Consider the following 21485-nt stretch of genomic DNA (forward strand, 5'->3'; position numbering starts at 1 on the left):
AAGATCGGCCAGAGTGGAGCCGGAAGGCGGACATTTGCGCGAAATTGACCGCGAGCGGGCCAGCAGCCGCGAAGACGCCTCTTTATGGTGGTAAATTCACCAAGATCTCTGCTGAATGGTTCGCCCGCGCGAGGGATCGACCGCAAATGATCAGACAGCCAATAGCAAGGCTCTTCCGGTGGTAAATCATCCAAGATTGGCGCGGAATAAGGGCGGAAGCGGACGCCCATGCGGGAAATCGACCGCAAACGGGTCGGCGACCGAGAACGAGAACCATTCCAGTGGTGAATCGACCAAGATCGCGGGTGCTCTTGTGTCGGACGGCTTTGAGTCAGAAGGTCGGCACGGCGGGGCGCGCGATTGACGCGGACGACTATCCCGCGAGCAGTGCCTGGGCTACCGCGCGGCCGGAGAGCCAGGCGGTCTGGACGCGGGGGCGGCCGAAGGCGTCGCCGCAGAGCCATACGCCGCCGTCGGAGACGTAGGGGGTGTCGGACGGGTCGGGCTGGGCGTAGGTCCAGCGGTGCACGGCGACCGACGGCTCGTCCGGCAGGGACAGCAGTTCACCGACCGCGGCGGCGATGATCGGGCCGGCGCCGGACGGATCGTCCAGGTGCCGGGCGGCCAGGGCGGCCGTGGAGTGGGCGACCAGCACCGGGGCGTCGTCGCCGCGGCGGTCGCCGTCGTCGCAGACGGTGGCCAGGGCCGGGTGGTCGTTGACGAACGCGCCGTGGAACGAGGGCCACGTGCGGGCCGGGTAGGTGAGGACCGCGGCGATCACCGGATGCCAGGTCTGGGCGCGGGCCGCGGCGACGATGCCGGGCGGCGGGGCCAGCCGGAGCGCCTGCGGGCCGGGCATCGCGAGGACCACCGCGTCGGCGTCGGTGGGCAGGGTGGAGACGGGGCTTTGCAGGCGTACGTCAATTCCGGTCGTCAGGTCCTCGGCGAGGGAACGCAGACCGCCGGGCGCCGCCCACCGCAACGGACCGGCGGCATCGGCGGCAGAAGCGGCGGAGGCAGAAGCGGCGGCGGCAGAAGCGGCGGAGGCGGAACCGGCGGCGGCAGAAGCGGCGGAGGCAGAAGCGGCGGAACCGGCGGAACCGGAGAAGACCCGCAGCGTGTCGGTCCATCGCCGGGCCAGGCCCCGGGACTCCCAGGAGGTCACCTGAGCCGCGAAGGCGGGGTCGTCGGCGACCAGGTAGGCGGCGCCGATGTCGGCATACCGGCCGTCGTAGCGTTTGCTGGCCAGGCGGCCTCCGGCGACCCGGCCGCGTTCCAGGACCCGGACCCGCGCGCCGCCCTCGGTCAGGGCCCGCGCGCACGACAGTCCGGCGATGCCGGCTCCCACCACCACGACGTTCATGATCGCGACCTTACCGATTCCGGGTTTGGCATCGGGCCGGACGGTGCATGTTCCACAAAGGACCGCGATCGCGGTCGATTCTGAGCGGAGAGGGAGCCCGCCTATGCGACGCACCACCAGAACACGGCTGCTGGCCGGAGCGTTGTTACCCGTGGCGGTGGTCGCCGGTGCCGCCAGCGGGACGGTGCCGGCGAACGCGATCGCCAACGGTGAGCCGGTCCCGATCGGCAGGTATGCGTTCTCGGTCAAACTGACCATGACCGGCATTCCGACCGCGGACGGCGGTAAACGTGACAGCGCGTGTTCGGGCGCGCTGATCGCCCGGCAGTGGGTGATCACCGCCGGGCACTGTTTCCGGGACGCGAACGGGGTGCGGGTGGACCGGCCGGTGGCCGAGGAGACCACCGCGACGGTCGGGCGCACCGATCTGACGAGTAGCGCCGGGCAGGAGACCACGGTGGTGGCGGTGCGTCAGTCGCCGACCGCGGACGTGGCCGTGGCGAAGCTGGCCGAACCGGTCACCGACGTTCGGCCGATCACGGTGGGCCGGAGCGCGCCGAAGACCGGGGCGATCCTGCGGCTGACCGGCTACGGCTCGGTGACCAGCACGAACCCGGTTCCGGAGACACGGTTGCGGACCGGGCAGATGAAGGTGGTCCGGGTCACCGATTCGGTCACCGAGCTTTCCGGGCACAAACCGCGGAACAACACCACCCCTTGCCCGTACGACTCCGGTGGCCCGTTCTTCCAGCAGTCCCGCAAGGGCCCCGTGCTCGTCGCGGTGGTCAGCAACGGCCCGTCGTGCCCGCACACCGGCCTGGAGCTGGCGGCCCGCACCGACGACATCGCCGGCTGGATCAGGCAGGCGATGAGGCAGAACTGACGGTAGCCCCGGGAACGCTCAGATTTTGCCGGTGAATGCCGAGCAGTACGGCATGGGCGGGTGGCGTTCTCGGGGCACTGCCGGGCTCGTCCTGCTGCTGATGCTCGGCGTCGTGACGGTGGTCACCGTCCCCTTCCTGCCCTCGACCGTGGTGGTGACCGCGCAGTTGGCGTACACCGTCCTGGGTCTGTTCTTCGCCGCCCGCGCGGGCCGTTCCGCCGATCTGCCGCCGCGGATCCGCCGGGCCTGGCGGCTGATGCTGCCCTCCTACGCGCTGTGGCTGATCGTCACGGTGCTGTACGCGATCTATCCCGGCAAGCCGTTCCCGAGTGTGCCGGAGATCCTGCACCTGATGCTGCAGCCGGTGACGCTGGTCGGGATCTGGGCGTTCATCCGGATGCCGGACACCCGCGCCGAGAAGGTGAAATTGTGGCTGGACGCGGCGGTGGTCGCGGTCGGTTCGGCGATGGTGCTGTGGTTCCTGGTGCTCAGCCCGGCGCTGGCGGAGTCGTCGTCGGCGGGCTGGCGGGAGTTGACGCCGAGCATCCTGCGGCCGCTGCTGGACGCGATGATGCTGTTCGGGGTCAGTATCGTGCTGTTGCAGGGCACCACGTCGCGGGTGGCCCGGTTGCCGTTGATGACGCTGGTCGGCGCGGTGATGCTGATCCTGATGGGCGACACCCGCCGGGCGTACGTGATCAACCACGGTGGTTCGCTGATGCCGTCGGCCGATCAGAGCATGCTGTGGGCGGCCGGCCTGTTCCTGCTGGCACTCGCGCCCTGTGTGCAGATCTGGGAGTCCCGGCGGCCGCAGCGTGACGGCGGTTTCGTCCCCTCCCCCGGTCTGGCCCGGTGGCCGTATCTGACCGCGATCCCGGGCTATCTGCTGCTGATGTTCACCGTCGGCATCGAGCACCCGTATCCGGCGGCCGGCCTGATCGGTGGCGCGTTCCTGGTGACCACGCTGGTGTTCGCCCGGCAGATGGTGGCCGCGCGGGAGAACCATCGGATGGCCGTGACCGATCAGCTGACCGGGCTGGCCAACCGGGTGCAGATGTACGACGCGGTGCCGCGCGCGCTGGCCCGGGCCCAGCGCAACCACACGACGGTGGCGGCGCTGGTGATCGACATGAACGGCTTCAAGCAGATCAACGACGAGTTCGGTCATCAGGCCGGTGACCGGTTGCTGATCGGTTTCGGCCGGCTGCTGCGGCGGTCGGTGCTGGGCGCGGATCTGGTGGTCCGGCTCGGTGGGGACGAGTTCGCGGTGTTCCTGGTGGACCTGCCGGAGGCCGGGTACGCCCAGGCGGTGTTGCAGCGGATCCGGGCCGCGATGGCGGTGCCGATCGACGTGGGTGCCACCATGGTGCAGCCCACCGCGAGTATCGGGGTGGCGTTCGCCACCGCCCCGGACGACACCGTCGACGATCTGCTGCACCGGGCGGACGTGGCGATGTACGAGATCAAGCGGCAGACGAAGACACCGAACTGAGCCGTAGGGTACGCCCGGCCAGCGCGGTCTCCTCGTCGTCGTGGCTGGCCATGACGATCGAGGCGCCGTCGCGGACCCGTTCGGTGAGCAGTTCGTGGACCCGTGCGCGGCTGCTCACGTCGAGGGCCGCGGTGGGCTCGTCGAGGATGTAGACCTCGGCGTCCTGGGCGAAGGCCTGCGCGATCAGGGTGCGCTGGCGCTGACCGCCGGAGAGTTCCCGCAGCCGCCGCCGGCCCAGGTGGGCGATGTCGAGCCGTTCCATGATCTCGGTCACCACCGCTTTGTCGGCGCGGGTGAGCCGGCGGAGCAGTCCGCCGCCGAACCGGCCGATCCGTACGCATTCGGCGACGGTGAGCGGCAGCGCGTCGATGTCGCCGGTGCGCTGTGGGAGCAGCGCGATCCGGGTGCCGGGTGGCCGTTCGACCAGGCCTTCGGCGGGTTTCAGGACTCCGGCGAGCAGGTGCAGCAGGGTGCTCTTGCCGCAGCCGTTGGGACCGGTCACGGCCAGCATCGACGCGGGTTCGGCGCGCAGGTTGACGTCGTGCAGCACGGGTGTGCCGGCGTACCGGAAGCCCAGGTGTGAGGCGGTCAACATCGGTTCCCCTAAAACGATAACGGTTTTCACTACCACTATATTGGTCCCGGTGTTGACGACTTTGACCGAGCCCTTCACCGTCTCGTTCGTCCAGCGCGCCCTGCTCGGCGGCGTCCTGCTGGCCGCGGTGTGCGCGCTGACCGGGGTGTGGGTGATCGCCCGCGGGATGACCTTCCTGGGCGAGGCGATGAGCCACGGCATGCTGCCCGGCGTGGCGGTCGCCTCGATCCTCGGCGGCAACCCGGTGATCGGCGCCGCGGTCAGCGCGTTCGCCATGGCGGCCGGGGTCAACGCGCTGCGCAACAGCCGCGAGTTCGGCCGGGACACCAGCATCGGCCTGCTGTTCGTCGGCATGCTCTCGATCGGCGTGATCATCGTCTCGCACTCCCGGTCGTTCGCCACCGACCTGACCGCGTTCCTCTTCGGCGACGTGCTCGCCATCCGCCGGGAGGATCTGCTGCTGCTGGCCGGCGCGGGCCTGCTGGTGGCGGCGGTCGCGGCGGTGTTCCACCGGCCGTTCCTGGCCCTGACCTTCGACCCGCGCAAGGCCCGCACCCTGGGCCTGCGGCCGGACCTCGCCAACGTGGTGATGATGGGCCTGCTCACCGTCACCATGGCGGTCGCGTTCAGCGTGGTCGGCACGCTGCTCGCCTTCGGCATGCTGATCGCCCCGTCGGCGGCCGCGATGCTGGTCGCCCGGCGGCTGCCCGCGGTGATGCTGGCCGCCTTCCTGATCGGCGCCACCGCCACCGTTCTCGGCCTGTGGATCTCCTGGTTCGCGGCCACCGCGGCCGGCGCGACCATCGCCGCCGTCGCGGTCGGCATCTTCTTCGTCCTGCTGGGCGCCCGGCGCCTGCCCCTCCCCTGGAAAGGAACCTCGTGACCAGAAAGAGCCTCGTCGCGGTGAGCCTCATACTCGCCCTGGCCGCCTGCGGCGGCCCACCCGAGGAACCCGCCGAACCACCGCACGGGTACGTCGCCGGAGCCTCCGAGGCCTCCGAAGCCCAGTCGGCCCTCGCCTACACCGCCCGCGACTCCCGGCAGCTGCACCTGCTGGACCTCGCCACCGAGCAGGAGAAACAGGTCGGCCTGACGATCGGGGCGCGGGAGCTGACCGAGGACGGCCGGTTCGTCTACGTGACCGACGGCGATCGCACCCTGGAGATCGTCGACGCCGGGGTGTGGACCGTGGACCACACCGATCACGTGCACTACTACCGGGCTCCGGAACGCACCCTCGGCACCGTCACGTTCGACCAGCCGGTGGCCACGGTCGCCGGATTCGGGGCGCACACCGCGGTCGGCACCACCGACGGGCGGATCCGGGTGCTGGACCGGCGGCAGCTGGAGGAGGGCCGGATCAGCGAGGTCAGCACGATCGACTCCGGCAGCACGACCGCGCTGGCCGTACCGTACGCGGAAATGCTCCTGGTCGCCGTCGGCGACGACCGTGACAAGCCGGCGAACCGCATCGTGGCGATGGGCCCCGACGGCAAGCCGAACGGCGCCCTGGAGACCCCGTGCGCGGCACCCCGCGGCTGGGTGGCGCTGCGCGGCGGGACGGTCATCGCCTGCGAGGACGCGCTGGTGCGGATCAAGCAGACCGACGGGGGCCTGACCGCGCAGAGACTGGACGCCCCCGGAACGGTCGCGGACACCGGGTTCGGGTTCCGGCCGCGCAGCAACGAGGCGGCCGTCGCCGGAAAGGACACGGTCTGGTCGGTCAACGCGGCCAAGGTCACCCTGAAGCACCTGACCGTGAAGGACCGTGAACTGGTGACCGCCGCGTCCCCGGCCGACGCCGCCACGGTGCTCGCGCTGGATTCGGCCGGCACCCTGGCCAGCTACGACCTGGAGTCCGGGCGGATGCTCGCCGAGAAACCTTTGAAAGCCACCACGCTGACGCTGGACATCAGCCGCGCCTACCTGGCCGAACCGCCGGCGCGGGTGATCCACGAGATCGACTACGCGGACAAGCTGCGCACCGCGCGCACCCTGCGCGCCACCGAACAGCCCGACCTGGTCGTGGAGGTGGGACGGTGAGGCGGCTGCTGGCGATCGCCGGCGCGGTGGCGGTGCTGTCCGGCGGCCTCACCGCCTGCACCACCGACGACGGCGCGAGCATCGTGGTGACCACCAACATCCTCGGCGACGTGGTCCGCGAGATCACCGGCGATCAGGCCGACGTGACGGTGCTGATGAAACCGAACGCCGACCCGCACTCGTTCGCGATCTCGGCCCGCGAGGCGCACACCATGCAGACCGCCGACCTGGTCGTCTACAACGGGCTCGGCCTGGAGGAGGGCGTGCTGCAACACGTCGAGGCAGCGGTCGCCGAGGGGGTGCCGGCCGTCGAGGTGGGCGCGCGGGCCGAGCCGATGGAGTACCAGGACGGGGACGCGGCCGGGATGCCCGATCCGCATTTCTGGACCGATCCGGCCCGGATGAACGCGGCCGTCCGGCTGCTCACCGAGGAGATCGTCACCCACGTGAGCGGCGTGGACGCGGGGGCGGTGCGAGCGCGTGCGGAGGCGTACGGCAGGCGATTGACCGAACTCGACAACGACCTGGAGTCGCGTTTCGGGCAGCTCCCGAAGGAACGTCGCGTGCTCGTCACCAACCACCACGTCTTCGGCTACCTGGCCGACCGTTACGACTTCACCGTGGTCGGGGCGATCCTGCCGAGCGGCACCACCCTGGCCTCGCCGAGTTCGTCGGATCTGGCGTCGCTGGTGACCGCGATCGAGAGGCACCGGGTGCCGGCGGTGTTCGCCGACACCGCGCAGCCGGCCCGGCTGGCCGAGGTCCTCGCGGCCGAGGCGGGCCTGACCGTGAAGGTGGTCGGCCTCTACTCCGAGTCGCTGAGCGATGTGGACGGTGACGCGGCGAGTTACCTGGCCATGATGCGGTTCAACGCCGACGCGATCATCGGCGGACTGTCCGCCTGACCCCCCGGTTTCCCTTTCCGGGGATCCACATGTACCGTAAATGAAAATGATTTCCGTTATCAGTCTGGGAGATTTCTGATGCACCGTCGTGGGATCGCGGTTCTCGCCGCCGCCTCACTAGCCTTGGCCGCCTGCGGAAACAATCCTGAGGCCGCCTCCTCCACACCGGCAGCCGCGCCGGTGAAAGAGCCGGTGACCATCACGTACGAAGGCGGCATCCTCGTCCTCGACGGCGAGACCCTGACCGTCGCGCACAACGTCGCGCTCGCCGGGTTCAACCGGGTCAACCCGGCCGGCGACGACAACCACGTGTTCGTCTCCACCGAGTCCGGCTTCCAGGTGCTCGACGCCGCCGCCGGCAAGATGACCGACATGGCCTGGCCCGGCGCCAAGCCCGGCCACGTGGTCCGGCACCACGACAAGACCATCCTGTTCACCGACGGCACCGGTGAGGTGGTCAGCTTCGACCCGAAGCAGCTGGCCGACGGCAAGCCCGAGGGCCGCACCTACAAGACCGCCCAGCCGCACCACGGCGTCGCCGTCGAACTCCCGGACGGCACCATGATCGTCACGATCGGCACCGAGGAGTCCCGGTCCGGCGCGCTCGCGCTCGACAAGGACGGCAAGGAGATCGCCCGCAACGAGGAGTGCCCCGGCGTGCACGGCGAGGCCGTCGCCCAGGGCGAGGTGGTCGCGCTCGGCTGCGAGAACGGCGTCCTGCTCTTCAAGGAGGGCAAGTTCGTCAAGGTGAACAGCGGCCGCGAGTACAGCCGGATCGGCAACCAGGCCGGCAGCGACGCCTCCCCCGTCCTGCTCGGCGACTTCAAGATCGAGCCGGACGCCGAGCTGGAGCGCCCGGAGAACTTCTCCCTGATCGACACCACCACCGACAAGATCACCGTGGTGCCGATGCCGGAGGGCGTCAGCTACACCTTCCGCTCCCTCAACCGCGGCCCCAAGGGTGAGGCGCTGATCCTCGGCACCGACGGCAACCTGCACGTCATCGACCCGGCCACCGCGAAGATCACCAGCACCTGGCCGGTCGTCGCGCCGTGGACCGAGCCGGTCGAATGGCAGCAGCCCCGCCCGGCGATCTTCGTCCGCGGCGACGTCGCCTACATCACCGAGCCGGCCGCCAAGAAGGTCCACCAGCTCGACCTGACCACCGGCAAGATCAAGAACTCCGCCACCCTGGAGTTCGCCCCCAACGAGATCAGCGGAACCGTCTGATTCCGGTCACGGTGGGCGCCCGTCTCCCGGTCCGCTGTCCGGCCTCAAACCCGATGGGGGTACGCCAGTCGGCCCCACAGAAATCGGGTCGCTAGGTGGGGTCCGCGCGAGCCGGGCGTCACCCCGGACCGCCCGGCGACCGCCGGGCGAATGCGGTGGCCACCGACATGTGCCGCGTTCCGGCGCGCTTCGCACCGGAACGCGGCACAGTCAACTCACAAGCAACACGCGTGCCACGCAACGGCTCAATTCGCACCGCTACGCGGCACAGTCAACTCACAAGCAACACGCGTGCCACGCAACGGCTCGATTCCCACCACTACGCGGCACAGTCAGCACGCGAGCAACTCGCGTGCCACGCAACGGCTCGATTCGCACCGCTGCGCGGCACACGAAACTGGCCTTGATCAGCCCCTAAGTTCGCGGCCTGATCACCTCGTAGAGCGCGGTCCAGTCGGCGGAGCCGTGGCCGGCCGCTATCGCCCGGTCGTAGTGGGACTTGACCGCTGCCGGCAGGAGCGTGTCGACACCCGACCTCTCGCTCGTACGCAGGATGTGGTCGGCGGTCGCGCCCATCATCGTCGCCGTGCTCAGCTCGCCCGGGTGGTCGCCCACCTCCAGGGCCGCGGCCAGCTCGGCACCGCCACCGACCATCGACGGGACGGCGGTGAGCAGGTCCATCGCGTCCGGCAGGAAGTCGCCGGCCGGCACCCCGGCCGCCGTCACCAGGGCGGTGGCGTGCAGCAGCGCCGACAGCGCGGTCAGGAACACGTCCAGGTTCGCCTGGTAGAACAGCTGCGCCAGACCCGGATCGGCGCCCAGATAGCGGGTCCCGCCCAGCACCGCCAGCATCGGCTCACGGGTGGTGAACAGGTCTTTCGGGCCGCTGTAGTAGACGTACGCCCCCGGGTTGCCGACCGCCGGAGCCGGAACCATCACGCCTCCGGTGAGGAAACGCCCACCCCGCCCGCTCACCCATGCCGCTGCCTCCCGGGAGGCGTCGGGGGTGTCCGAGCTGAGGTTCACCACGTCACGGCCGGTGAGGTCGGTGGACTTCAGGATGTCGTACATCGCCGGATAGTCGGTGAGGCTCAGAATCGTCACCGGGCTGGCGGCGACCGCCTCCGACGGTGTGCCGGCCCGGGTCGCTCCCGCGTCGACCAGGGCGTCGGCACGCGACGGGGTGCGGTTCCAGACGGTGACCGGATGACCGGCCCGGAGCAGGGCGGTGACCATCGCACGGCCCATCGGACCGAGACCGATCACGGTGACGGCGGACATCAGGAAGACCTCATCTCTTCGAAGATCCGGGCGGTGCCGAGGTCGCCGTGACCCGCGGCGATCTGGCGGTTGACCAGGTCGTGGACCGGTTGCAGAGCCGCCGGTACGACACCCTGCTCGACCGCCGCCCGCAGCAGCGCGGACAGGGCCGTCGCGGTGAACCGCAGGCTCTGCTGCGCCGGGCCGGCGTAGTCACGGGTGTCGACGGTCTCGGCGTACCCCGGCAGGCTCTCGGTCATGGCGGCCAGGAACGGCGCCTGCCGGGCCGCGAACGCCGACGCCGGCACCCCCTCGGCGGCGAGCATGGCCGCACCCTGGAGGAACCCGGCGAACATCGTGTACATGCCGGTCAGCATGGCCATGTCGTGCAGGGCGGCGAGGCCGGGATCCGTACCGGCGAATTCGCTCTCGCCCCACAGCTCCCACAGGTCGTGATGGGCGTCGAAGACGTCCCGCGCGCCGCTGTAGAAGATCGACGAGCCGGGAGAGCCGATCATTTCCGGTACGGCGAGGATCGCCCCGTCCAGGAACCGGATGCCGTGGGCGGTGGCCCACCCGGCCAGTTCGCGGGACTCGGCGGGGGTCGTGGTGGTCAGGTTGAGCACCGTGCGGCCGGTCAGGGTATCGGCGACCGGGTCCAGCACGTCGTGCACCGAACGGTGGTCGAACAGGCAGACGACGATCGGCCCGGTGCTCTTGCCGACATGATCGATGACGGTCGCGCCACGGTCGGCGAGCGGCCGGGCGCGGCGCGGGTCGCGGTTCCACACCACAGCCGGCCGGCCGGCCGTCAACACGGCTGTGGCCAGGGCGGATCCCATCGCGCCCAACCCCAGGAAGGTAACGCTGGTAGACATGTCCTCATCGTTCGCGAGTGGCGGCAGGGCGGACAAGTACGCACTTTTTAGTAAGGGTGGGGGGACTCGGTGAACAGAAGAGGGCCGTACGTCTGCGGGGTCGAGGCCGCCATGGACGTGTTCGCCGGCAAGTGGAAGTCGACGATTCTGTGGGAACTGCACGACCACGGCACCCGGCGGTTCGGGGAACTGCGGCGCGCGCTGGACGGGGTCAGCGAGAAGATGCTGGCCCAGCACCTGCGGGAGATGGAAGAGGACGGGCTGATCGTCCGGCGGGATCACGGCGTGGTCCCGCCCCGGGTGGACTACTCGCTGACCGAGCACGGACGGACCCTCAACGAGGCCCTGCACGAACTCACCCGGTGGGGTGAAGAGCGCATGCAGCGGCTCGGATGAAACGATCCGAACTGCTGCTGCTCTGGGACCTGACGATCGTCACCGTGGTCGCGACGATCGCCGTGCAGTACCTCGAACGCTCCCCGGTCGACACGATGATCGGCCTGGCCATGGCTCTGGCCCTGGTGGCCCGGCGCTTCGCACCGGTCCGGGTGTTCGCGGTGGTCGCCGTCCTCGCCGCGGGTCCAGGTCGTGGCCGCCACGACAGTTCCCGCCGGGTACGACGTAGCGGTGCTGGTGGCCTTGGCGGCGGTCGTCACGCACTCCCGGTCCACCCGTGCGGTCGGCCTGTCCGGGGTGACCGTGCTGGCCGGGACGGTGATCGGGGTGCTGATCCGGATCCCGGACGACTGGGGCGGCGACGTCCTGGACTATCCACACCTGGCCGAGCACGTCGCGATCCTCGGCGCCGGCGGGGCGGTGTGGCTGATCGCCTACGTGCTGCGCGCCAACCGGGAACGCGCCGACGGCGCCGAACGCGAACGCGACCACCTGGCCCGGCTGGCCGCCGCCGACGAGCGCGCGTTCATCGCCCGGGAGCTGCACGACGTGGTGGCGCACAGCCTGGCGGTGATGATCGCGCAGGCCGACGGGGCGACGTATGTGCTGGACAGCGACACCGAACGGGCCCGCGACGCGATGCGGACGGTGGCCGGCACCGGGCGGGAGGCACTCGCCGACATGCACCGGATCGTGGCCGTGCTGCGCGGCACCGGCGACACCGTCCCGGAGCGGCGGCTCGGGCAGTTCGACGGGGTGGTGGAGGGGGCGCGGGCGGCCGGGCTCGGCGTCGGCCTGCGGGTCGACGGTGACACCGGGCGGCTGTCCCCGGCGGTGGACCTGACCGTGCTGCGGCTGGTCCAGGAGTCGCTGACCAACGTGCTGCGGCATGCCGGGCCGGGCGCGACGGTCACCGTCTCGCTGACCGTCGGCGAGGATTCGGTACGCCTGGAGATCGCCGACGACGGGCACGGCCGGGTGAGCGTGCCGGCGGACAGTGGCGGGAACGGGCTGCTCGGGATGCGCGAGCGGGTGGCCGTACACCATGGGGAGTTCTCCGCCGGGCCCCGCCCGGACGCCGGCTGGCTGGTCCGTGCCATGATCCCCCTCACCGACGACAAGGATTAACGGTGACCATTCGAGTTGTGCTCGTCGACGATCAGGATCTGGTGCGGGCCGGCTTCGGGATGGTGCTGGGCGCGCAGCCGGACATGCGGGTCGTCGGCGAGGCCGGGGACGGCGCGACGGCTCTGGCGCTGCTCGCCTCGACCGCCGCCGACGTGGTGGTGATGGACATCCGGATGCCGGTGATGGACGGGGTGGAGGCCACCCGGCGGATCTGCGCCGACCCGGACGGGCCGCGGGTGCTGGCGCTGACCACGTTCGACACCGACGAGGACGCGTTCGCCGCGCTGCAGGCCGGGGCCAGCGCGTTCCTGCTGAAGAACTCGCCGCCGGATCAGCTGCTCGCGGCGATCCGGACGGTGGCGGCCGGCGAGTCGGTGGTGGCGCCGCGGGTGACCCGGGCGCTGCTGGACCGGTTCGCCGGGCAGCTCACCCTGCCGGGGCGGGCCGACGAGCGGCTGGCCGGGCTGACCGACCGGGAGCGGGAGGTCTTGGAGCTGGTCGCCACCGGGCTGTCGAACGCGGAGATCTCCGCCCGGCTGCACGTCGCCGAGGCCACGGTGAAGACGCATTTCGGGCGGATCCTGGCGAAGCTGGAGCTGCGCGATCGGGTGCAGGCGGTGGTGTTCGCGTACGAGATCGGCCTGGTCAAACCGGGGGCGTAAGACCAGGGTCGTACGCGGCGGCCGCACAGATCAGCCCTGGCTACGACGCGCGATGACCGGCCGGCGGCGAAGAATCAGGGGCGTGAAGAGCAGACTCGCCGCCCTCGCGGTCCTCACCGTGGTCGTCCTGGCCGGTGTCGCCTACGGCGTCAACTATCTGTGGGACAAGCGGTTCGGGCCGACCTCCGCCTCCGCCGCCGACTGCACCCTCGCCCAGCAGCTGATCGACCGCGCCCAGACGCCACCCACCGACGCCGCCGCGGCCGAGAAGTGGGCGCAGGAGATCCGGCAGATCCGCTACACCCAGATGGTCGACCAGGGCATCAGCACCCAGGTCGGGTGGTATGTGCAGTGGCAGACCATCAAGGCGACCGGCGCGCCCGAGCGGCCCCGCGAGGGTCAGCTGGAGGAGATCTACGAGCTGGCCGCCGGGCACTGCGACGACAGCGGTGTCGAGCTGCGCATCCCGCGGATCACGTTCTGATGGGCGCCGTGACCGCGACCGATCTGGTCAAGACGTACGGCGCGGGTGATCGTTCGGTCCGTGCCGTGGACGGGGTGTCGGCGACCTTCGCACCCGGCCGGTTCACCGCGATCATGGGACCGTCCGGGTCCGGCAAGTCGACGTTCATGCACTGCCTGGCCGGGCTCGACACGGTCACCAGCGGCAGCGTCACCATCGGCGGCACCGAGATCACCGGCCTGTCCGACCGCGCCCTGACCTCGGTGCGCCGCGACCGGATCGGCTTCGTGTTCCAGTCGTTCAACCTGCTCCCCCAGCTCACCGCCCGGCAGAACATCACACTCCCCGCCGAGCTGGCCGGCCGCACCGTCGACCCCGACCTGTTCGAGCACGTGACCGGCGTCCTCGGCATCGGCGACCGGCTCGACCACCGCCCGTCCGAGCTGTCCGGCGGCCAGCAGCAGCGGGTCGCCCTGGCCCGCGCGCTGAGCACCCGCCCCGAGGTGATCTTCGCCGACGAGCCGACCGGCAATCTGGACTCACACTCCGGCGCCGAGGTCCTCGGCTTCCTGCGCGACTCGGTGCACCGCCTCGGCCAGACCGTCGTGATGGTCACCCACGACCCGAACGCCGCGGGCTACGCCGACCGCGTCCTCATCCTGGCCGACGGCCGCATCGTCCGGGACACCGGCCGGTGACCGCCACCGTGCTGCGCACCCAGCTCACCGGCATCCTCCGCCGGCCCGGGCGGCTGCTGATGACCGGCCTGTCGGTGCTGGTCGCGGCGTTCGTGGTGTTCGGCACCGTGCTGGCCCACGCGATCGTCACCCGCACCACCCTCGACACGTTCAGCGAGACCCCGGCCGGGGTGTCACTGGTGGTCTACTCGTCCGGCGGCCTCCCGATGACCCCGCGGCAGGTCACCGAGGTCCGCTCGGCCGCCGGGGTGACCCAGGTGTCCGGCCGGGTGACCGCCACCTTCTCGGTCGGCGACCCGGCCTCCGGCACCGGCCTGGAGATCCTGTCCGACCCCGGCAGCGGCCCACTGTCCCGGCTCACCCTGGTCTCCGGGGCATACCCGTCCGGCGCCCGGCAGATCGCCGTCGACCGCCGCGCCGCCGGCCGGCTCGGCGTCACCGAGGGCGGCAGGCTGCGCCTGCGTACCGGCGACCCGGCTGCCCGGCCGGTGACGGTCACCGTGACCGGCGTGGTCGACGGCCCGCAGGACTCCACCGAGCGCGCCTGGTCACTGGACAGTGTGGTCGCCGCACTCAGCGGCACCGAGGGTTATCCCCGCGTCGACGTGCTCGCCGAGCCCGGCGCCGACCTGATCGGCATGTCCACCGCCCTGTCCGAGCGGCTGCTGCGCGACCCGACCGCCTACCTCAGCGTCACCACCGGTGACGCCAAGCGGGAGCGGGAGGCCCGCGACGCCGTCCAGCAGTTCGATCAGCTGTTCGCGCTGATCGCGATGTTCGTGGCGATCGCCGTGGTGGCCGCCGCTCTGGTCGCCACCTCCACGTTCCGGATCGTGTTCGCCCAGCGTCTCCAGCAGCTGGCCCTGCTGCGGGTCATCGGCGCCCAGCGTGGCCAGCTGGTGTTCGCCCTGGCCGTCGAAGGCGCGGTGGTCGGCCTGGTCACCGGTGGTGCCGGTGTCCTGCTGGCCCAGGGCGTGGGGCTGATCGCACCCGCCCTCGCCGGCCGGGGTCTCAGTGGTCCCGGCGTGCCGGTGGGCGCGGCCGTCGCCGTGGTGATCGGGGCCGGGCTGCTGACCGTCGGCGCGGTGCTGGCACCCGCGTTCACCGCCGCCGGGGTGGCCCCGCTGCAGGCGCTGCGCAGCGCGAGCACCGCCGCCGCCGAACGCGGCATCGACCCGGCCCGCCTCGTGATCGGACTGATCCTGGCATCCGCCGCCGCCGGCCTCGGCGCGGTCACCTGGTCGCAGATGGGCACCGGCGGCAACGAGCTGCTGCTCTACATCGTCGGCGTCGGCGCCCTCGGCTTCGGTGCCCTGATCGTCCTCGGCCCACTGCTGATCCGCCCGGTCCTGGCCGTCGCCGGCTGGCCGCTACGCCGCCTCGGCCCCACCGGCCGCCTCGCGGTCAGCGGCCTCGGCGGCACACCCCGGCGGGCCGCGGCCGTGTCAGTGGTGGTGGCACTCGGCGTGACCATGCTGGCCGGCACGGTCGTCGGCATCAACAGCCTGCAGTTGTGGACCGACCGGGAGATGGCCGCCCGCAACCCCGCCGACCTGGCCCTGATCGCCGAGCAACCGGCCGGCTTCGACAGGGCGGTCACGGCGATCCGAGCCGATCCCCACTTCCGCGACGTGACCCCGTTCCAGATGGGCGACTTCACCGCCACGAACTGGGGCTTCTCCCACCTGGCCATCACCGTCGACATGACCGCCCTGCCCGCGTTGCGCACCCTGTCGGTCTCGGACGGCTCGATCGACGCCCTGACTCCCGGCACGGTGATCCTGTCCTCGACCGCAGCCTCCGACCTGGAGGCCGGCGTAGGCGACACGGTCACCCTGACGCCGGAGGGCAGCGGTTCCGATCCAGCCTCCGGCACCTCTCCAACCACCAGCAACTCCACCACCAGCACCACCTCCACCAGCAAACCCACCACCGGCACCACCGCCACCACCAGCAACCCCTTCACCGGAACCTCCCCCACCACCAGCACCACCCCCGCCTCCAGCAACTCCACCACCAGCAAGCCCACCACCGGCATCACCTCCACCACCAGCAAGCCCTTCATCGGAACCTCCCCAACCACCGGCGCCTCGCCCGGCGGCGGCAGCTCGGCCGATCCCGGTGTCGGGGGCGGGCCTGCCGCTTCTGGCGCGGGTGTCCGGCTGCGGGTGGTGGCTGTTCTCACCGGCGAGGGGCCGCTGCGGGCCGGCGCTGTACTGACCGGCGCTGACCTGGCCGCTCTCGGCACGCCGACGCCCGGGCTGCTGGCCGACATCGCGTCCGGCACCCGCGACGAGGCCCTCGCCGCCTTCCGCCGCATCGGCACACCCGTCGGCGCGGAGGTCGCCGTCCTGGCCGACGCCCGCGACAAGGCCAACAGCGAGGTGTCGTCCCTGTTCGCCGCCGCCCTGGGCCTACTCGGCTTGACCATGCTGATCGCGGTCGTCGGCGTAGGCACCACCACCGGCCTCTCCGTGCTCGAACGCACCCGAGAGTCCGGCCTGCTCCGCGCCCTGGGCCTGACCCGGACCCGCCTACGCCTGATGATCGGCATGGAGGCCGGCCTGTACGGCCTGATCGGCGCAGTCCTGGGCATCATCCTGGGCGTCCCGATGGCATGGTTGACCTTGGAAGCGCTCCGCTTGGATCTGCCACTGACGTTCCCAGCGGGCTGGCTGGCCACCATCGTGGCGGCGATATCCGCGATCACCGTGCTGGCCGGCCTGCTGCCCGCCCGCCGAGCAGCAAAGGTGAGCCCGGTAGCCGCCCTGGCCACCGACTGATCAACCTCATCCACCCACTCAGATCAACCTCAGCCACTCGCTCCGATCAGCCCCAGCCACTCATTCCGATCAGCCCTGGCCGCTCGCTCCGATCAACCTCGGCTCGCCGATCAACCCTGGCCGCTCGCTCCGATCAACCTCGGCACGCTGATCAACCCCGGCCACTCGCTCCGATCAATGCCGGAAGGCCACTACAAAGCAGACATCCGGCCGTCCCACTGCCAACCAATAGCGGCGGGACGGCCAGCACGCGTGCCACCTTTCGGCGCAATCCGCACCGGACGTCACCACGCAACCGGTCTTCCGGGACACCCCGCTTGGCGCGCACGGAACGCCGCCCCACACCGACGGGAAGCACGACCTGGGCCGGGCACAACGCTGGGCGCGCATGGAACACCGCCCCACACCGACGAGAAGCGCCACCTGAACCGGGCACAACGCTAGGTGCACACGGAACACCGCCCCACACCGGCGGGAAGTGCCGTCTGGGCCGGGCACGCCGCTGAGTGGCGCGCGGAATGCCGTCTCGCGGTGGCACGGGGTGGGTCGCCGTTCGGGGTCGTCGCAACGTGTGGCGGGCAGCGCGCCGAGACATCGTCAACCTTGAAATCGCGAAGTTTTTGATCTTGGATGGATACCGGGATCGGGCCGGGCGGACGGCTGCGGTACCGGATTCGTGCCGTGCCGGTCACATGGAGGATCAAGAAGTGGGGAAAGTGGGCAGAGTAGGCACCATGACACGGAACAAGCCGCGCAACACCGCCGCCCGCATGCTGATGGCCCTCACTCCCGCCATGCTGGTCGGTGGGGTCGCCACCGCGCTCGTCGCCGGGCCGCGCGGTGCCGAGGCGGTGGCCGGGGAGACCACCACCACGGTCGCGCCGGTGATCGTTCCGGTCGACTGTCTCACCGAGGACCTGACCGGGACGGTGATCGGGCAGGACGGCTCGGCGACGACCGGCCCGCGGACCGCCCTGCTCAAGCTGACCAACACCTCGGGTCAGGCCTGCCAGGTGCACGGCTGGGCCGAGGTGGCCATGGTCACCCCGCCCGGCGAACTGGTCGAGGTGCCGACCACGATGACCGGCACCGGCACCGCCGACGTGTTCGTGGTGGAGCCGGACGCCAGCGCCTGGGCACTGCTGGAGTGGGACCGCTGCGCTTCCACCAACGACGGTTGTGATGTCGGCGTTGCTCTGCAGTTCAGCGTCGACCCGGAGGCGGACGGTTCGGTGGCCGACCCGGAGAAGCTTCCGGAGGCGGACGGCGACGGCATCACGATGACCGCACTGCGGGTGGGCCCGCTGCGCCCGACCCCGGAGATGGCCCTCAGCTGAGACCGATGGGGATGGCCGTCGGCTGAGACCGATGGGGATGACGATCAGCCGGGATTGACGTTCAGCTGACCGAGTTCCTGTGTGCAGCGGGTGAGTGCCACGTACAACCCGTTGTGTCCTCGGGGTTCGGCGGCGATGCCGGCGGCGTCGACGAGCAGGGTGGCGTCCCATTCGAGGCCTTTCGCCTGGGTGGCGGTGAGTAGCGGCGCGTCGCCCACGAACGGCCGCAGCATGGGGACGAGCCGCGCGGAGGCGATCACGCCCACGGTTCCCCCGTTCCAGCGTTCCCGCATCTGCGGTACGGCTTGAGCCACCGCATCCGGTAGTTCAGTTTCGGTCACGGTGACCTGCCACGGTTCGATGCCCGAGGACCGTACCGCCCGGGGTGGTGTGTTCCTGCTTCCGGCGGCGGCCAGTACCGGGCCGGTGAGTGCCATCACCTCACGCGGTGTCCGGTAGCAGACGGTCAGTTCGGCTGCGGTCCACCGATCCCCGAACGCCGCCCCGACGGCTTGCGCCCAACCGGTGTGCCGGTGTGCCGCTTCGGCCTGGTCGATGTCCCCGACCGCGGTGATCGACCGGCTGGGACAGCGCCGCAGCACCATCTGCCACTGCATTTCGGACAGTTCCTGGGCTTCGTCGACGACGATGTGCCCGTACACCCAGTCGCGGGTGGCGCGGGCCCGGTCGGCGGTGAACGGTCCCGAGGATGCCGGCGATCCCGATCCGATCAGGTCGGCGACCGCGTCGAGCAGTGGGATGTCGCTGGGCGCCCAGCCTTCCGCCGGTTCGGCGGTGACCGCGGCCGCCTCCGCCGGGGTGAGGTGATCAGGATCGGCCAGCACCGATCGGAGCACGGCTTCGGGGGTGAGTGTGGGCCACACCGATTCGACGAACCGGCCGATGGTGGCGTCTTCGGCGATCCGCTCGGCGAGTTCGTCGATCTCCTCCTCGGACATCAGGTAGTCGCTGGGGTCACCGTCGTCGTCGAAGCGGCGCAGAATGTCCTCGTATCCATGATCCATCGATTCCAGAAGGGTTTCCCGGTGCGCGGCGACGGCGGACGCCAGCGCCTGGTGCAACTGGGCCGCGAATAGCGCCCGGGAACGGTGATAGGACCGCCCGGAAACGGTCATGACACTCGCGGGAATCGTGTGGAATTCCCCGTCCCACCGCACTTGCAGCGGACGCGGGCGAGGGGTCAGCGAAGACACCCGCCGTTCCAGGGCGTCCTGCCAGATCGCCCGCCCTTTGATCTCGGCGACGACCCGGTCCTCGGTACGGTCCACGGCCACTCCCGGCACCAGCGTGTCGCAGGTGGCCGCCACCACCGCGGTCTCGCCGAGGGCCGGCAGCACCTGCCCGATGTAGTCGAGGAACCGGGTCGACGGCCCGAGCAGCAGCACCGCCCGCTCGGCCATGTGCTGATGGGTGAACAGCAGATAGGCGACGCGGTGTAGCGCGACCACGGTCTTGCCGGTCCCGGGCCCGCCCTGCACGATCAGCGGCCCGGACGCCGAAGCCCGGATGATGTCGTCCTGTTCCCGTTGCAGGGTGGCGATGGCGCTGGTCATCCGGCCGGTGCGCCGCTCGTCGAGGGCGGCCAGCAGGGCCCCTTGACCAGCGAGTCCACCGGTCCGCCCGTCGAGTGGTTCGTCGTCGACACCGATGACGACCGACCCGGTGGTCCGGATGTGCCGGCGCCGGGCCTGTCCTTGCGGGTCGACGGCGGTGGCCGTGTAGAACGGCCGGGCCGCGGGCGCCCGCCAGTCCAGCAGGAGCGGGTCCGAGCCGTCGGCGGCGGGCAGCCCGATCCGGCCGACGTGCCGGACGGTGCCGTCGACGGCGTCGAGCCGCCCGAAGACGAGTCCTTCGGCGGCCCGCCGCAACTCCTCGTACTGCCGTCGCAGCATCCGCCGCCGGGCCACTTCCACGGCGTCGGTGGCGTCCGTCTCCAGCTCGTCCCGGAGATGCCCGATGAGCGTGTCACGCCGGGCGACGGCCACGTCGAGAAAGCCCTGTTCTTCGGTCAGTGCAGAGTTCCGGTCCAATTTCGAGCCCCCGCCAGAATGTCTCCAGAATGCCGGGGAAAGGCTAGACAATGCGGCCCGCACAATGCACATGAAAGAGAGAGTCCTCTCATCGGTTTGATATTTCCGGCGGACGCGTATCTCCGGTCGTTTGCCCGCGTCCCGCGGGGGTAGGCGCACGGCATGCACACCCGCAACGTGGTGTCCGGTGTCCTTCTCGGGATCGGCGTCGCCACCTTCGTCGACGAGACCGTGTTCCACCAGCTACTGCACTGGCATCACTTCTACGACCGGTCGACCACGGCGATGGGCCTGGTCTCGGACGGGATCCTGCACGCGGCGAGCATGGTCGCCACGGTCGCCGCGCTGTTCCTGTACGCGGATCTGCGACGGCGCCGGGCGTTCGCGCCACGCCTGTGGTGGGGTGGCCTGCTCGCCGGGGCCGGTGGCTTTCAGCTCTACGACGGCACCGTCCAGCACAAGGTCTTCCGACTGCACCAGATCCGGTACGACGTACATCTGGCCCCGTACGACTGGGCGTGGAACGTCGTCGCCGTGCTGTTGCTGGCCGCCGGGATCGTCCTGCTGGTGCGGGGCCGCCGGTGATCTGGCTGGTGGCCGGCGGCGGTTATCTGGCGCCGGCCTGGTTCGCCGGCCGGCGCGGCAGAGCCTGGCCGGTGCGCCACACCATCCTGTGGGTAGCCGGCCTGACGATCGCCGCCACCGGGGTGACGATGTCGCATCACGACTTCCGCGAGCACATGATCGGGCACGTCCTGCTCGGCATGGTCGCGCCGGTGGCCCTGGTGCTGGCGGCGCCGGTCACGCTGGTGTTGCGGGCGCTGCCGGTGCGGGCGGCCCGCCGGGTCGCCCGGCTGCTGCGGGCCCGGCCGGTGCGGGTGGTGGCGCATCCGGTGACCGCCGCGGTGCTGAACGTGGGTGGTCTGTGGGTGCTGTACACCACCGATCTGTACCCGCAACTGCACGGCGAGCGCCTGGTGCACGCCCATGTGCTGCTGTCCGGCTACCTGCTCACCGCTGCACTGATCGGCATCGATCCGTCCCCGCACCGGCCGGGCCGGGTCACCCGGGCGGTGGTCCTGGTCGCTGCCTTGGCCGCGCACGACATCCTGGCCAAACACCTGTGGGCGCATCCACCGGTGGGTGTCCCGGCGGCCGAGGGGCGGGCCGGGGCGGAGCTGATGTACTACCGCGGCGATCTGGCCGACCTGCTGCTCGTGGTGGTCTTCTGCGCCCAGTGGTATTCCGCCGCCGGTCGCCGCAGTCCGGTTTAGCCGCCCCGCACGGTGGTATCGCGGCACCCAGCGAAGCAAACCCA

At 70.9% G+C, this 21485-nt stretch carries 20 protein-coding genes; 15 read left to right on the forward strand and 5 right to left on the reverse strand.

Annotation, left to right across the window (positions count from 1 at the left end; genetic code table 11):
- Positions 1-373: 373 nt before the first annotated feature.
- On the reverse strand, positions 374-1363 hold the full coding sequence (locus ACQ0O7_RS39315; RefSeq protein WP_430790471.1) for an NAD(P)/FAD-dependent oxidoreductase: 990 nt from the start codon (positions 1361-1363) through the stop codon (positions 374-376).
- A 103-nt stretch (positions 1364-1466) separates the two neighbouring features.
- Between ACQ0O7_RS39315 and ACQ0O7_RS39320 the strand changes: the two genes are divergently transcribed.
- Positions 1467-2246, forward strand: coding sequence for a S1 family peptidase (locus ACQ0O7_RS39320; protein ID WP_430790473.1), 780 nt, complete (start codon positions 1467-1469; stop codon positions 2244-2246).
- A 31-nt stretch (positions 2247-2277) separates the two neighbouring features.
- Positions 2278-3738: a diguanylate cyclase domain-containing protein gene (locus ACQ0O7_RS39325; protein WP_430790475.1), complete on the forward strand. Its 1461-nt coding sequence runs from the start codon at positions 2278-2280 to the stop codon at positions 3736-3738.
- Here the strand turns inward: ACQ0O7_RS39325 and aztA are convergent.
- Positions 3710-4333 (reverse strand): zinc ABC transporter ATP-binding protein AztA, encoded by a 624-nt coding sequence (gene aztA, locus ACQ0O7_RS39330; RefSeq protein ID WP_430790477.1) that lies wholly within the window; start codon positions 4331-4333, stop codon positions 3710-3712. The genes ACQ0O7_RS39325 and aztA overlap by 29 nt on opposite strands.
- A 49-nt stretch (positions 4334-4382) precedes the next feature.
- Between aztA and aztB the strand changes: the two genes are divergently transcribed.
- From aztB to aztD, 4 genes are all read left to right on the forward strand, one after another.
- Entirely contained in the window at positions 4383-5216 is an 834-nt protein-coding gene (gene aztB / locus ACQ0O7_RS39335) for a zinc ABC transporter permease AztB (RefSeq protein ID WP_430790479.1), read from the forward strand.
- Positions 5217-5236: 20 nt separating this feature from the next.
- A complete protein-coding gene (locus ACQ0O7_RS39340) occupies positions 5237-6376 on the forward strand; it encodes a hypothetical protein (protein ID WP_430790481.1) in 1140 nt (379 codons plus the stop codon).
- Entirely contained in the window at positions 6373-7281 is a 909-nt protein-coding gene (gene aztC / locus ACQ0O7_RS39345; protein ID WP_430790483.1) for a zinc ABC transporter substrate-binding protein AztC, read from the forward strand. The genes ACQ0O7_RS39340 and aztC overlap by 4 nt, the downstream gene beginning before the upstream one ends.
- A 192-nt stretch (positions 7282-7473) precedes the next feature.
- A complete protein-coding gene (aztD, locus tag ACQ0O7_RS39350; RefSeq protein WP_430790485.1) occupies positions 7474-8511 on the forward strand; it encodes a zinc metallochaperone AztD in 1038 nt (345 codons plus the stop codon).
- 414 nt (positions 8512-8925) lie between these two features.
- On the opposite strand, the gene ACQ0O7_RS39355 is transcribed toward aztD, so the two are convergent.
- Together ACQ0O7_RS39355 and ACQ0O7_RS39360 are read right to left on the reverse strand one after the other, a co-directional pair.
- Positions 8926-9792 carry an NAD(P)-dependent oxidoreductase gene (locus tag ACQ0O7_RS39355; RefSeq protein ID WP_430790487.1) on the reverse strand — a complete coding sequence of 289 codons (867 nt, stop codon included), beginning with the start codon at positions 9790-9792 and terminating at the stop codon, positions 8926-8928.
- On the reverse strand, positions 9792-10649 hold the full coding sequence (locus ACQ0O7_RS39360) for an NAD(P)-dependent oxidoreductase (RefSeq protein WP_430790489.1): 858 nt from the start codon (positions 10647-10649) through the stop codon (positions 9792-9794). The genes ACQ0O7_RS39355 and ACQ0O7_RS39360 overlap by 1 nt, the downstream gene beginning before the upstream one ends.
- Before the next feature lie 69 nt (positions 10650-10718).
- Here ACQ0O7_RS39360 and ACQ0O7_RS39365 point away from each other — a divergent pair, with 69 nt between their 5' ends.
- The 7 genes from ACQ0O7_RS39365 (at position 10719) to ACQ0O7_RS39395 (ending at position 18116) form a co-directional block, all read left to right on the forward strand.
- The gene (locus tag ACQ0O7_RS39365; protein ID WP_430790491.1) at positions 10719-11045 is read left to right on the forward strand and encodes a winged helix-turn-helix transcriptional regulator; all 327 of its coding nucleotides are present in this window, start codon (positions 10719-10721) and stop codon (positions 11043-11045) included.
- A gap of 192 nt (positions 11046-11237) precedes the next feature.
- Positions 11238-12173, forward strand: coding sequence for a sensor histidine kinase (locus ACQ0O7_RS39370; protein WP_430790493.1), 936 nt, complete (start codon positions 11238-11240; stop codon positions 12171-12173).
- A 2-nt stretch (positions 12174-12175) separates the two neighbouring features.
- Positions 12176-12835: a response regulator gene (locus ACQ0O7_RS39375; RefSeq protein ID WP_430790495.1), complete on the forward strand. Its 660-nt coding sequence runs from the start codon at positions 12176-12178 to the stop codon at positions 12833-12835.
- A gap of 82 nt (positions 12836-12917) precedes the next feature.
- Positions 12918-13319, forward strand: coding sequence for a hypothetical protein (locus ACQ0O7_RS39380; protein ID WP_430790497.1), 402 nt, complete (start codon positions 12918-12920; stop codon positions 13317-13319).
- Complete coding sequence (locus ACQ0O7_RS39385; RefSeq protein WP_430790499.1) at positions 13319-13996, forward strand: ABC transporter ATP-binding protein; 678 nt, start codon at positions 13319-13321, stop codon at positions 13994-13996. The genes ACQ0O7_RS39380 and ACQ0O7_RS39385 overlap by 1 nt, the downstream gene beginning before the upstream one ends.
- Positions 13993-16779 (forward strand): FtsX-like permease family protein, encoded by a 2787-nt coding sequence (locus ACQ0O7_RS39390; RefSeq protein WP_430790501.1) that lies wholly within the window; start codon positions 13993-13995, stop codon positions 16777-16779. Before ACQ0O7_RS39385 ends, ACQ0O7_RS39390 begins: the two co-directional genes overlap by 4 nt.
- A gap of 734 nt (positions 16780-17513) precedes the next feature.
- Positions 17514-18116 carry a DUF4232 domain-containing protein gene (locus ACQ0O7_RS39395; RefSeq protein ID WP_430790503.1) on the forward strand — a complete coding sequence of 201 codons (603 nt, stop codon included), beginning with the start codon at positions 17514-17516 and terminating at the stop codon, positions 18114-18116.
- 44 nt (positions 18117-18160) lie between these two features.
- Here ACQ0O7_RS39395 and ACQ0O7_RS39400 read toward each other — a convergent pair whose 3' ends face one another.
- Positions 18161-20167, reverse strand: coding sequence for a HelD family protein (locus tag ACQ0O7_RS39400; RefSeq protein WP_430790505.1), 2007 nt, complete (start codon positions 20165-20167; stop codon positions 18161-18163).
- A gap of 162 nt (positions 20168-20329) precedes the next feature.
- Between ACQ0O7_RS39400 and ACQ0O7_RS39405 the strand changes: the two genes are divergently transcribed.
- Together ACQ0O7_RS39405 and ACQ0O7_RS39410 are read left to right on the forward strand one after the other, a co-directional pair.
- Positions 20330-20752, forward strand: coding sequence for a DUF2243 domain-containing protein (locus ACQ0O7_RS39405; RefSeq protein WP_430790507.1), 423 nt, complete (start codon positions 20330-20332; stop codon positions 20750-20752).
- Entirely contained in the window at positions 20749-21441 is a 693-nt protein-coding gene (locus tag ACQ0O7_RS39410) for a cytochrome c oxidase assembly protein (protein WP_430790509.1), read from the forward strand. The genes ACQ0O7_RS39405 and ACQ0O7_RS39410 overlap by 4 nt, the downstream gene beginning before the upstream one ends.
- Positions 21442-21485: the final 44 nt, after the last annotated feature.

Origin of the sequence: Actinoplanes sp. G11-F43, assembly GCF_050589265.1 — a bacterium.
GTDB lineage: Bacteria > Actinomycetota > Actinomycetes > Mycobacteriales > Micromonosporaceae > Actinoplanes.